Here is a 12,406-nt window from a genome sequence, read left to right as displayed (position 1 = left end):
TTACTCCAATTTTAATCTAATTAACAACGGATTATGATCCGAGCTTTTCGTTTCGACCGTTGTCGCCTGTAAAATGGAAAGCCCTCTGATAAAGACATGATCCAACGGATTACCCATAAAACGGAACCGGACATCCGGTTCAAACGATACCGCTTTAAATTGTGCAGTATCGGCAAGTTCCTCGACCAATTGAAGTCGCTTGCGATTCCATGTGTTGAAATCCCCGGCTAAAATAACGGGTCCTTGGTGTGCCTCAATAAAGTGAAATGCTTCAGTTAATTGTTGTCGATAGTGGGTCGGGTTCCATTCAAAATTGACTAAATGCAAATTGACCACGAGAAGTGACCGCCCGTTTGTCAGAGGATATTGCGTTACCGTTCCCACTTTCGGAATTTGTATCCAAGGCTCTTTTGTTGCCGAGGCACAATAAGTTTGTGCCGCTAATTTAGAGAATGTTCCGACACCTGAAAAATGATCACGATAGGAGAAGCTTGCCGCATATAAAAAATAGGGGAAGTCGTTGCCAAGTAACGACGGTAGTTTCTGTTGACTGCTGACTTCTTGTAATAAAAGCAGATCGGCATCGTGAGAAAATTGAGTCAATTGGGATTGCCATCCGCTATCTAATCCTTTATGAATATTCCAAACCAACAATCGGAATTCGGATTGCACAAACGCCATCGGTTTTTGAGAAGCATGATAGCACAAGGTATTATCCCCCCGCTTTTCAATAAAAAATTCGGTTTGATGAGGAGAAATTAAAGTGACTTGTGGGGGAGAAAAAACGGTCAATGTAACGGACAGATAACCGCCCAAAGCTACAGCGATCGCCAAGAAAATCAGAACGGCTTTTTTACATTTTGACATCAATATGTGTCCATATCATGATGGCCTACACCATACAACCACTAACTGTTTAACATATCTACTACGGCTTGAGCAGCTTGAGCATCCGCATTACATTGAATCTTTTGATGAAGCTGCATGAAATATTGTTTCAGCGCTTCTTTTTGCTGTATATCTTCATCATCATGTGAAAAATACGGGATTAAATGTTGTACCAGATTTTCCGGCGTACATGCGTTTTGAATCAGCTCTGGGACAAGCGGTGCTTTCGCCAATAAATTTGGCAAAGAAACATAGTCGGTTTTGACCAATCGTTTCGCTAACCAATAGGTGAGCGGCTTCATTTTATACCCGACAACCATCGGTGATTTACAGAGCATCGCTTCCAATGCCGCCGTACCGGAAGCAAGTAATGTTGCTTCCGCTGCAATCATTGCCTGTCTTGCATTACCTTGTAGAATAATCACATCCAATTCGGGCGCAACTCTGGCTTTAATTTCTTCAAATTGAGCAATACGTCGTTGATTGACTAACGGGATAAGAAACTGAACATCAGGATATTTTTGTGTTAACAACCGTGCGGCTTGTAAAAACGGTTCCGTCAGAAAGAATACTTCACTCGCCCGACTTCCGACCAAAATCGCCAAATAGCGTTGCTCTTCGGGAATACCCAATGCCAAGCAAGCCTCGCTTCTACTCGGTTTTAAGGCAATTGCATCCGCCATGGTATGACCGATAAAACGGCAAGGCACATTAAACTTGTCATAAAAGGCTTTTTCAAAAGGTAGGAAAGCCAACACCAAATGCGTTGCTCGAGCAATTTTATGCACCCGACTTTGGCGCCAGGCCCAAACGGAAGGACTGACATAATGAATGGTTTTAATACCTTTGGCTTTGAGCTTTTCTTCAACATCAAGATTAAAATCCGGTGCATCAATCCCGATAAAGATATCAGGTTTCAATTCGAGCATGCTTTCAATCACTTGTTTACGCCGTTTAAGCAGTCGGGGAAGATGTCTGACCACTTCGGCTAATCCCATTACCGCCAGCTCCTCCATATTAAACAATGTCTCACACCCGGCATCTAACATTTGCGGTCCCGCTACACCAATAAAACGTGCATTCGGATAATGGGTTTTTAACGCTTTGATTAAGCCGGCGCCTAAAATATCACCTGAAATTTCTCCGGCAACAATGGCAATAGTCGGTGATTGATGCATGCGAAAGCCCCTACAAAACATAAGATAATTTATAGGGTGCGATCTTATACCTTTTTAGCGATAAAAAGGAAGAGGCTTGCTTTGTAAAGTCACATTTCCCCATAAAAATAGTATGTTAATCGGTAAAAATAATCTCATAGCAAGGTACATATGCCTCACCACCCGGCAATTTCATACGATGTTGTACAATAAAATCTTGTAAGACTTTATCGATTTTATCCATCAAGATCGTATCACCGTGTAATTTAAACGGACCGAATTGCTCGATTTTATCCAACGTATCCGATTTAATGTTTCCCGCCACAATACCGGAAAACGCACGACGTAAATTGGCAACCAAATCGGATAACGGTTGACCCGCCCGAAGATTTAATCCCGCCATATTTTCATGCGTCGGCACAAACGGTTCTTGTAACGCAGGGTTAATTCGGAGTGACCAGTTAAAAGCATAAGAGTCGCCCAAAATGCGGCGATAATCCTTCACGTCCAGCATTGCGTTACTCATTTTCTGCCCGACTTTAACCGGGTCATCAATAATAATTTCATACAACGATTGGGCTTCTTTACCGAGCGTTTCGCCAATAAATCGGTCAATGGTGGCAAAATAATCGGCACTTTCTTTCGGTCCGGTTAAAATGATCGGTAACTTTTGATGTGCATTGGTCGGATCCAGTTTAATTCCGAGAATATACAAGAGTTCTTCAAACGTCCCCGGTCCTCCCGGAAAGATGACGATACCATGCCCCATACGAACGAACGCTTCCAAACGTTTTTCAATATCCGGCATAATCACCAACTCATTGACAATCGGATTTGGTGGCTCCGAAGCAATAATTGATGGTTCCGTAATGCCGATAAAACGGCTTTTCTTATAGCGTTGATTGGCATGTCCGATTGCTGCCCCTTTCATCGGCGCTTCCATTACGCCCGTACCACAACCGGTAATAATGTTAAGTTCCCTTAATCCAAGTTCCAGTCCGACGGCACGACAATATTGATATTCCGTTTGGCTAATCGAGTGACCGCCCCAACACACCACTAAGTTCGGATCTGCATCCAAAGAAAGCGCTTTGGCATTTCGTAATATTGCAAAGACTTGATTGGTGATAGACAACGAATCTGACTTATTTTCCCATTGTAAATATTGCCCGACAGCATTCACAAAGACGATATCACGCAATACCGCGAATAAATGATATTGGATATTTAAAATCATTTTACCGTCGACAAATGCCATCTTAGGCGGATTATGCAATTCTAACGCGACGCCCCGTTCACGCTGTATCAAATTGATCTCAAAATCCGCATATTGGTTAAGTAACGTACGGCTGTCATCCATGACCGCACCGGAATTCAATACGGCCAACGAACAATTCCGATACAACGTATAAAGTTCACTTTGTGCTTTTTGAGTTAACAGTTTCGTTTCTAGATGAGATAACTGTTCCATGCTCCCTTTAGGGTTAATACAATAAGTTGTCATAATTATCCTTATCTTTTGGTCAAATTTAATACTTTAGAAAATAAACGGTGAAATAATTTCGGAATAGTATGTACGCCTTTTTTCTCAATTTCTGAGGCTAATGCCAACGCTAAATCCGGTTTGGATGTTCGCTTAACCGCTTGCTGAATAATTTTACTGACCGGATAATGGTTGCCCTGTACCTTCCAGCGTGCCAGCTGAATAAACACCGACTCAAAGCCGGAAAAATATAAAAAATGCTCAATATCTCTTTTAGGCAGCACCGTTAACCGCTCAAACACACTTTCATTATCGTCAAGCATCTGCTTGACAATATCCGCATATTTTTGCCCCGCTGTATCTCCGTCCGTTAACACGTGCCATTCTATCCCCATTGATTTCGCATATTTCAACAAATGTGATAAACCGCATTGGGCAAATTCAACAATTCGAATACCTTCCATTTCCAAATTAATGTCCAGTAACTCTGCCAACGCGGATAACAGCCACACTTCGGTTTCGCCCTCAACAAAAATCCAGACATTGGAGAATAAAGCAATACTGCGGTTATAGTGAATATGAAAGGTCAAACGACGTAAAGCTTGTTTGGACAAACTGTATTTTGCCAATTGAAATGCTCTTGTTTCTTCCGGATAGCGAACGAGACGACAAATGGATCGCAACTCAACCCTTGATAATAATTCTACGGAATTAGTCGTCGTAATACGCTGAATCGGCAAATAACTCATTAATTCCCAAATAATCGCCATCATTCTCGGATGCAAACGGGCATCCGGATCTTCAAATAACACGATCGGGTGTGAAACCTGCGTTTTACTCAATTGTGTCGGAGGCTCAAATAATTGGGACAGCTGCTGAAACACCGTTTGTCTTAAACAATGATCACCTTTTTTTAACTGCAAACAAAGCGATTTAACTTTCTGCCACAGTTCCGTAGTATCTTTTAAAGAGACCGCCCACAGATGCCCCTTACGACGATGATGGAAGTAATGTTGTAACAATAGTGAAAACGCCTCAATCTCTTCGTATAACTCGTGTTCTTTACTGATCCCCTCGCATAGTAACGATTCCGTCGAGTGATGTTTATGATTCAGTCGTGCATCACGAAAACGATAAACGGTAAATTTTTCAATCAAGGATTGAATTAACTCCGTCACATTATCTTGCTGAATTTCATCACCGTTTTGATTTAAAAACGCATAGTTTGTTACCACTTGGCGATCATCCGGCATTTCACCGCTTACTCTCAAATAGATACGGTGATAATTATCTTCATGAGGAGAAAAGAAAGGCGCATAAGGTAGACTGCTTTGTTCATAGCGTTCGCCGATAAAACTCTCGCTGAACGTGAAAAGTAACATGAGTTGCGTTGAAGATTGGCTCTTCTTATCGTGAGAAATGTGAAAATCTTCAGGTTTAAATTGATAGAACGTATGCTGAGTATTAAAAATCAAACTGAGCGCATCCAATAAACTCGATTTACCCCACGCATTTTCCCCGATTAATACCATATTGGGTCTTAATGTCATCGATAAGCGGTTAATCCCTCGAAAATCAACAATATTAATATTACGTAAATACATGGCTCCTCCGTTACATAACCGAAGTGTTATTCTACGATACATCCGATGAGAGGATTCGGGGATAAACCAATCAGCTTGACCATTTCTCACATTCCTTCTAAACTGCCCAACTTTTACCCTTATATCTTACTCGGAGAATTTACTTCATGAAAAAAACGCTTTTTACGTTATCCACAATAGCACTAATCACAAGCGCTGCTCAAGCTTATACCTTTGTAGATAATAAAGATACAGGAACAAAGTTAGAATTTTTAGGATCTGCGCGAATTAAATGGAACAGTACGTCGGATAAAACGGAATATACCAACGGTACAACCGAGCGCGAACATATTAACCATGCCGTCGCCAATAACGGCTCACGCTTCGGTTTTAAAATTACCCAACAACTCGGTAACGGTTTCTACGGCTTAGGTCGCGTTGAATGGCGTTTCCGCGGCACATCCGGTTCACAGCACGATTTTGATGATATTTATACCCGTCAGCTTTATGCCGGTATTGGTCATAAACAATACGGTGAACTGACTTACGGTAATCAATCCGTCATCACTGATGATGTCAAACAAACCGACTTACCGAATACGCTGAGTTTAAGTGACGGATTACTCGTCGGTTCGGCTCGTAAAACCGTTCAATACGCTTATACCGGCATAGAAAACCTAAAATTAGGGATCTTCTACGGTGCTGACAGTGATAAAGGCAATAATGGTTTGGTACTTACCAATAAACGTAAGGACGTTTGGGGATTCGGTGCCATTTATAAGCATGAAATTGATGAACATCAACACATTAAAATCGGTAGCGGTATGACGCGCGAACGTTTCCAAAAGAATAACGCCAATACATACGATCAAACCGCCTATGCGCTCGGAACGGCTTATACGTTTGACAAAACGACGTTAGGACTTGATTTAGAACGTCGCGTTACCCATGATCAAGACGATATCGGCAGCAAGCGCACTCAAAAGGAAATTCGTACCGTGATTTATCATCGTATCACCGACGATTGGCGTGCTTATACCATGTATGCCTATAAAACGAATAAACGAGACCGAATTAGTCGTAGTGATCTTGAAGAAAAAGCGCACGAATTTATGTTAGGGACAGAATATTACATCGTACCGGAATACCTCAAAACCTTTGTGGAATGGAAAACGGCAAAAGTGAACAACTACACGAACGGGGTAAAAGTATCAAAAGAGCGTAACAACGAAACGGTGATCGGCTTGCGTGCTTACTGGTAAACCTACGGAAAGTCTCTCCTGACACACCGATCCGATAAAATACAAGCGGTCTGATCTTCGCAAAATTTTGCAAAGATCAGACCGCTTGATCATTTCATGAAAAGATTATTTGACTAATTGTACCAAAATACGACGTACAGGCTCCGCCGCCCCCCATAATAATTGGTCACCGACGGTAAATGCCGCTAAGTATTCCGGCCCCATCGCCAGTTTACGTAAACGACCGACCGGAACAGTTAATGTCCCTGTGACTTTCGCCGGCGTTAATTCACGTAATGTGGTTTCTTTATCATTCGGAATGACTTTCACCCACTCATTGTGTGCCGCAATAATTTTTTCGATTTCCGCTAACGGTAAATCTTTTTTGAGTTTGATGGTGAACGCTTGGCTGTGGCAACGTAATGCACCGATACGCACGCATAAACCGTCAACCGGAATTGGATTTGCACTTAAACCTAGAATTTTGTTGGTTTCTGCATAGCCTTTCCATTCTTCTTTGGTTTGTCCGGTTTCAGGCAATAATTTGTCAATCCAAGGAATTAAGCTACCTGCAAGCGGTGCACCGAAGTTTGCGGTTGGGAAATCTTCTGAACGCATTTCAGCGGTGACTTTACGTTCGATGTCCAAAATAGATGATGCAGGATCAGCCAGTTCTGCTTTCACTGAATCTTCCAATTCACCCATTTGAACGAGTAATTCACGCATGTTTTTTGCACCCGCACCGGATGCCGCTTGGTAAGTAGCGACCGATACCCACTCCACGAGATCTTTCTCGAATAAACCGCCGATTGCCATTAACATTAAGCTCACGGTACAGTTTCCGCCCACGAAGGTTTTAATGCCTTTTTGTAAACCTTCGCTGATCACGTGTTGGTTTACCGGGTCTAACACGATGATCGCATCATCTTGCATACGTAATGCGGAAGCCGCGTCAATCCAGTAACCGTTCCAGCCCGCAGCTTTTAATTTCGGATAGACTTCGTTGGTGTAATCGCCGCCTTGACAGGTCACGATAATGTCTAATTTTTGTAATTCAGCGATATCAAAGGCATTTTTTAATGTACCTGCATCTTTACCTGCAAAAACCGGGGCTTTTTGACCCGCTTGTGAAGTAGTAAAAAATACTGGGTTAATATTCGCGAAGTCGTTTTCCTGAACCATACGATCCATCAGTACAGATCCGACCATACCGCGCCATCCGATAAAACCTACGTTTTGCATTTTATGCTCCTAAAAGTTGAAGTTGTGTTTGAGATGAAAGGCTTGATAAATACAAGATTTTTTTATTAAATGCAATGAAATTTTATCATCATGTATTGATAAGCTTGCTGTAGTATAAATTTATATCACTTATAAATCTCACAAAAGATTGATAAGAAGCAAACGATTTCCTTCATTGTTCAAAATAAATACTAATTACTGACAATTAATTACTTATTTAATCTTTTTTTATCGTGTTTTTGCACTGATTTTGTAGTAAAGTTACCCCTGTTTTTATTAGGAAATATTCTCAGACACAATACAGTTTTACTTAACTATTTGATTTTTAAGAGGAATCCATTATGTACTCAAAAGATGTAACAATTACCGCTCCAAATGGTTTACACACTCGCCCGGCAGCTGAATTCGTCAAAGCGGCAAAAAGCTTTGCCTCAGATGTTACCATAACATCCGGTGGAAAAAGCGCTAGTGCAAAGAGTTTATTTAAACTTCAAACGTTAGGTTTAACTCAAGGTACTGTAATCACTATCTCAGCCGAAGGCGAAGATGAACAAAAGGCAGTGGATTTCTTAGTAGATTTGATTCCTACTCTAGAATAACTGCCTTTTTACATTTCTTGCGACTTTATCGCCCCGATTTCAAGTTTCAAGCCTTTTACTTCAGGTTAGAAAATAAAGGCGGTAAAGTCGTTGTGCTATCTAGCACTGTTGTATCACTTTCTAAGCAAGGATTAAATTATGATTACAGGTATCGCAGCTTCCCCCGGTATTGTTTTTGGCAAAGCACTCGTATTAAAAGAAGATCCTATTGTTCTTAATACACAGAAAATCTCTTCCTCACAAATTGAAGCCGAAAAAGCAAAATTCTTTGCAGGTCGTGAAAAGGCCGCCGCGCAATTAACGGCAATTAAAGAAAAAGCCAGACTGACTCTCGGAGAAGAAAAAGAAGCCATTTTCGAAGGTCATTTGATGATCTTGGAAGATGAAGAATTGGAAGAAGAGATTTTATCTTATATTGAGGAAAATCTTGCCAGCGCAGATGTCGCGGCAAGTAAAATCATCGATATGCAAGCCTCTATGCTTGCTGAAATTGATGATGAATATCTTAAAGAACGTGCCGGAGATATTCGAGATATCGGTAACCGCTTAATCCGTAATATCTTAGGCATGCATATTATTGATTTAGGTGATATTCAGGAAGAAGTCATTTTAGTTGCTTATGATTTAACTCCTTCCGAAACCGCTCAATTAAATTTGGATAAAGTGCTTGGTTTCGTTACCGATATCGGTGGTCGAACATCACATACTTCCATCATGGCTCGCTCTTTGGAACTTCCTGCCGTGGTCGGTACAAATAACGTAACCTCATTAGTCAAAAGCGGGGACATGCTGATTTTAGACGCGATCAACAATGAAGTGCATATTAATCCGTCTCCGGCTAAACTTGCCGCTGCAGAGAATTTACAGGCTAAAATCGCTGCCGAAAAAGCGGAATTAGCGAAATTAAAAGACTTGCCTGCAGAAACGACCGACGGTCATCGCATTGAAGTCTGCGGTAATATCGGCACTATCCGTGATGTTGACGGTGTGTTACGTAATGGCGGAGAAGGCGTCGGATTATACCGCACCGAATTCTTGTTTATGGATCGCAGCCAATTACCGGGTGAAGAAGAACAATTCCAAGCTTATAAAGAAATCGTAGAAGCGATGCAAGGTAAATTAGTGGTCCTGCGCACCATGGATATCGGTGGTGATAAAGAGCTGCCGTATTTGGATTTACCGAAAGAAATGAATCCGTTCTTAGGCTGGCGTGCAGTGCGTATCGGCTTGGTACGTCGTGAAATTTTAGATACTCAGCTACGTGCGGTATTACGTGCTTCCGCATTCGGTAAGCTTGCCGTCATGTTCCCGATGATCATTTCGGTTGAAGAAATTCGCGAATTGAAAAGTATTATTGCCAGCTTGAAAGTACAACTTCGTAACGAAGGTAAAGCCTTTGATGAACATCTGCAAATCGGTGTAATGGTTGAAACCCCATCCGCAGCGGTTAACGCCCGCCATTTGGCAAAAGAAGTGGATTTCTTCAGTATCGGTACTAACGATCTCACCCAATATACCTTAGCGGTTGACCGTGGTAATGAAATTATCGCGCATTTATACAATCCGTTAACACCGTCTGTCTTGAACTTAATCAAACAAGTGATCGATGCCTCTCATGCCGAAGGTAAATGGACAGGCATGTGCGGTGAATTAGCCGGTGATGTCCGAGCAACCGCATTATTACTCGGTATGGGCTTAGATGAGTTCAGTATGAGTGCTATTTCCGTACCGCATGTGAAAAAACTTGCCCGCAGTATCAGCTACGCTGATGCCAAAGCGCTGGCGGATAAAGCGTTGGCACAGCCGACCGCAGCGGACATTGAGAGATTAGTCGATGAGTTTTACCAAAAACTTCACTAATTAGCATACAAACGCAAAATTCTCGTATAGAATAGCCGAGAATTTTGTTCATTCAGTAACGGAGATTTGAATTATGGGATTTTTTGATAAATTATTCAGCGGTAAAAAAGAAGCAACTGCGAAAGAAGTAAAAATCTATGCACCGCTTTCAGGTGAAATTGTCAATATTGAAGATGTTCCGGATGTTGTTTTTTCCGAAAAAATTGTCGGTGACGGCATTGCAATTCGTCCTAATGGTAGTGAAATCGTTGCACCGGTAAACGGTACAATCGGAAAAATTTTCGAAACTAACCACGCCTTCTCTATTGAATCGGACGACGGTATCGAGTTATTCGTTCACTTCGGTATCGACACCGTGGAATTAAAAGGCGAAGGCTTTACCCGCGTTGCCGAAGAAGGACAAAAAGTGAAAGTCGGTGATCCGGTGATTAAATTCGATTTAGCCTTACTGGAAACCAAAGCAAAATCGGTATTAACACCTGTCGTCATCTCAAACATGGATGAGATTACCAACCTCCAGAAGCTATCCGGTGAAGTAATTAAAGGCGAAAGTGTTGTATTAACCTTGACCAAATAAGGTCCTTCCGTTTTCACAAAAAACCACGAGCCATCGTGGTTTTCTTTTTTATGGCGCTTACCGGATTAAACAGGTAAAATATGAGCGTTTTGCGTAAAGGGTTCTCATTTATCCCCCTTTACGCTTTTATTTTCTCACTTACTGATTTATCTATTATTTACCCATGGCGAAATTACATATTACCACTTGGGGCTGTCAAATGAACGAGTACGACTCATCCAAAATGGCAGACCTTTTAAACAGTACGCACGGTTTGGAATTAACCGACAACCCTGAAGATGCCGATGTATTGTTACTCAATACTTGCTCTATTCGTGAAAAAGCACAGGAGAAAGTGTTCTCACAACTTGGTCGCTGGAAAAACTGGAAAAAAGACAAGCCGAATTTAATTATCGGTGTAGGCGGTTGCGTCGCTTCACAAGAAGGTGAACATATCCGTGAGCGTGCGCCGTTCGTGGATATTGTTTTCGGCCCTCAAACGCTGCACCGCTTACCTGAAATGATTAACCAGATTCGCGGAGGGAAAAGCTCGGTGGTCGACATCAGCTTCCCTGAAATTGAAAAATTCGACCGCTTACCTGAACCGCGTGCGGAAGGCCCGACTGCTTTCGTGTCTATTATGGAAGGCTGTAACAAATACTGCTCATTCTGTGTGGTACCTTACACCCGAGGTGAAGAAGTCAGTCGCCCTGTAGATGACGTATTATTCGAAATCGCTCAGCTTGCCGCACAAGGCGTGCGTGAAGTCAACCTGCTCGGTCAAAACGTAAACGCTTATCGTGGCGAAACTTTTGACGGCGGCATTTGCACCTTTGCGGAATTATTGCGTCTAGTCGCAGCGATTGACGGCATTGACCGCTTACGTTACACCACCAGTCACCCGATTGAATTTACTGACGACATTATCGAAGTTTACAAAGATACTCCTGAATTAGTGAGTTTCCTACATTTACCGATTCAAAGCGGCTCCGATCGTGTTCTAACAATGATGAAACGCAACCACACTGCATTAGAGTATAAAGCGACGATTCGCAAATTGCGTGAAGCCCGCCCGGATATTCAAATCAGTTCGGACTTTATCGTCGGTTTCCCGGGCGAAACGGCAAATGATTTTGAACAAACCATGAAAATCATTGAGCAAGTCAATTTCGATATGAGCTTTAGCTTTATCTATTCCGCCCGACCGGGAACACCGGCGGCAGACTTGCCGGATGATGTGAGCGAAGAGGAGAAAAAAGAGCGCCTTTACCGCTTACAACAGCGTATCAACCACCAAGCCATGCAGTTCAGCCGTGCTATGTTAGGGACAGAACAACGTATTTTGGTCGAAGGTCCGTCGAAAAAAGACATTATGGAATTGACCGGCCGTACCGAAAATAACCGTATCGTCAATTTCCAAGGTACGCCTGATATGATCGGTAAATTTGTTGATGTTAAAATCACCGATGTTTACACTAACTCATTACGTGGCGAAGTAGTGAGAACGGAAGAACAAATGGGTTTACGTGTGATTGAGTCCGCCCAAAGCGTGATGAACCGTACTCGTAAAGAAGATGAACTCGGTGTCGGAAAATACGTAGTAAATTTGTAAAATTTCATGTGAAACAAACCGCTTGTAACGCTTACATGATCTGCCCCCCCAAAAGTTGGACAGGTTACTCACGTAAATATTGAGCTCGGTATTGTGCCGGGCTCAATCCTTTTAAGTCGGGTTTAATTCGTTTTTGGTTGTAATACACCAAATATTCTTCAATTTCTGCCTGTAATTCGGCGATT

11 protein-coding genes are annotated in these 12,406 nt (G+C 42.1%); 5 read left to right on the top strand and 6 right to left on the bottom strand.

Annotated elements, in window-relative coordinates:
* From ACEYKX_RS02635 to ACEYKX_RS02620, 4 genes are all read right to left on the bottom strand, one after another.
* Nucleotides 1–867 (bottom strand): endonuclease/exonuclease/phosphatase family protein, encoded by an 867-nt coding sequence (locus ACEYKX_RS02635; RefSeq protein ID WP_373767055.1) that lies wholly within the window; start codon nt 865–867, stop codon nt 1–3.
* A gap of 41 nt (nt 868–908) precedes the next feature.
* Nucleotides 909–2,066: a lipid-A-disaccharide synthase gene (lpxB, locus tag ACEYKX_RS02630; protein WP_373767056.1), complete on the bottom strand. Its 1,158-nt coding sequence runs from the start codon at nt 2,064–2,066 to the stop codon at nt 909–911.
* A 115-nt stretch (nt 2,067–2,181) separates the two neighbouring features.
* Nucleotides 2,182–3,549, bottom strand: a complete 1,368-nt coding sequence (gene ppnN / locus ACEYKX_RS02625; RefSeq protein WP_373767057.1) for a nucleotide 5'-monophosphate nucleosidase PpnN — start codon at nt 3,547–3,549, stop codon at nt 2,182–2,184.
* 8 nt (nt 3,550–3,557) lie between these two features.
* A complete protein-coding gene (locus tag ACEYKX_RS02620; protein ID WP_373767058.1) occupies nt 3,558–5,132 on the bottom strand; it encodes a DUF2813 domain-containing protein in 1,575 nt (524 codons plus the stop codon).
* Nucleotides 5,133–5,278: 146 nt separating this feature from the next.
* Between ACEYKX_RS02620 and ACEYKX_RS02615 the strand changes: the two genes are divergently transcribed.
* A complete protein-coding gene (locus ACEYKX_RS02615) occupies nt 5,279–6,373 on the top strand; it encodes a porin (RefSeq protein WP_373767059.1) in 1,095 nt (364 codons plus the stop codon).
* Between the two features lie 105 nt (nt 6,374–6,478).
* On the opposite strand, the gene asd is transcribed toward ACEYKX_RS02615, so the two are convergent.
* Complete coding sequence (asd, locus tag ACEYKX_RS02610) at nt 6,479–7,594, bottom strand: aspartate-semialdehyde dehydrogenase (protein ID WP_373767060.1); 1,116 nt, start codon at nt 7,592–7,594, stop codon at nt 6,479–6,481.
* 341 nt (nt 7,595–7,935) lie between these two features.
* Here asd and ptsH point away from each other — a divergent pair, with 341 nt between their 5' ends.
* From ptsH to miaB, 4 genes are all read left to right on the top strand, one after another.
* Nucleotides 7,936–8,193: a phosphocarrier protein Hpr gene (ptsH, locus tag ACEYKX_RS02605; protein WP_373767061.1), complete on the top strand. Its 258-nt coding sequence runs from the start codon at nt 7,936–7,938 to the stop codon at nt 8,191–8,193.
* 138 nt (nt 8,194–8,331) lie between these two features.
* Nucleotides 8,332–10,053: a phosphoenolpyruvate-protein phosphotransferase PtsI gene (ptsI, locus tag ACEYKX_RS02600; protein ID WP_373767062.1), complete on the top strand. Its 1,722-nt coding sequence runs from the start codon at nt 8,332–8,334 to the stop codon at nt 10,051–10,053.
* 73 nt (nt 10,054–10,126) lie between these two features.
* Nucleotides 10,127–10,630, top strand: a complete 504-nt coding sequence (gene crr, locus ACEYKX_RS02595; RefSeq protein WP_373767063.1) for a PTS glucose transporter subunit IIA — start codon at nt 10,127–10,129, stop codon at nt 10,628–10,630.
* Between the two features lie 163 nt (nt 10,631–10,793).
* Nucleotides 10,794–12,221, top strand: coding sequence for a tRNA (N6-isopentenyl adenosine(37)-C2)-methylthiotransferase MiaB (gene miaB, locus ACEYKX_RS02590; protein WP_373767064.1), 1,428 nt, complete (start codon nt 10,794–10,796; stop codon nt 12,219–12,221).
* A gap of 64 nt (nt 12,222–12,285) precedes the next feature.
* Here miaB and ACEYKX_RS02585 read toward each other — a convergent pair whose 3' ends face one another.
* A complete protein-coding gene (locus ACEYKX_RS02585) occupies nt 12,286–12,405 on the bottom strand; it encodes an IS3 family transposase (protein WP_373778728.1) in 120 nt (39 codons plus the stop codon).
* Between the last annotated feature and the right edge of the window lies 1 nt (nt 12,406).

Source organism: Glaesserella sp., from assembly GCF_041817755.1.
Lineage (GTDB): Bacteria > Pseudomonadota > Gammaproteobacteria > Enterobacterales > Pasteurellaceae > Glaesserella.
The sequence above is the reverse complement of the archived record's forward strand: the minus strand, read 5'-3'. Positions and strand labels throughout refer to the sequence as shown.

What these genes read in the sequence shown, in the direction of transcription:
- ACEYKX_RS02635 (WP_373767055.1), bottom strand. Translation starts at nt 867, where the DNA reads ATGTCAAAATGTAAAAAAGCCGTTCTGATTTTCTTGGCGATCGCTGTA.
- ptsH (WP_373767061.1), top strand. Translation starts at nt 7,936, where the DNA reads ATGTACTCAAAAGATGTAACAATTACCGCTCCAAATGGTTTACACACT.
- lpxB (WP_373767056.1), bottom strand. Translation starts at nt 2,066, where the DNA reads ATGCATCAATCACCGACTATTGCCATTGTTGCCGGAGAAATTTCAGGT.
- ptsI (WP_373767062.1), top strand. Translation starts at nt 8,332, where the DNA reads ATGATTACAGGTATCGCAGCTTCCCCCGGTATTGTTTTTGGCAAAGCA.
- miaB (WP_373767064.1), top strand. Translation starts at nt 10,794, where the DNA reads ATGGCGAAATTACATATTACCACTTGGGGCTGTCAAATGAACGAGTAC.
- crr (WP_373767063.1), top strand. Translation starts at nt 10,127, where the DNA reads ATGGGATTTTTTGATAAATTATTCAGCGGTAAAAAAGAAGCAACTGCG.
- ppnN (WP_373767057.1), bottom strand. Translation starts at nt 3,549, where the DNA reads ATGACAACTTATTGTATTAACCCTAAAGGGAGCATGGAACAGTTATCT.
- ACEYKX_RS02620 (WP_373767058.1), bottom strand. Translation starts at nt 5,132, where the DNA reads ATGTATTTACGTAATATTAATATTGTTGATTTTCGAGGGATTAACCGC.
- ACEYKX_RS02615 (WP_373767059.1), top strand. Translation starts at nt 5,279, where the DNA reads ATGAAAAAAACGCTTTTTACGTTATCCACAATAGCACTAATCACAAGC.
- asd (WP_373767060.1), bottom strand. Translation starts at nt 7,594, where the DNA reads ATGCAAAACGTAGGTTTTATCGGATGGCGCGGTATGGTCGGATCTGTA.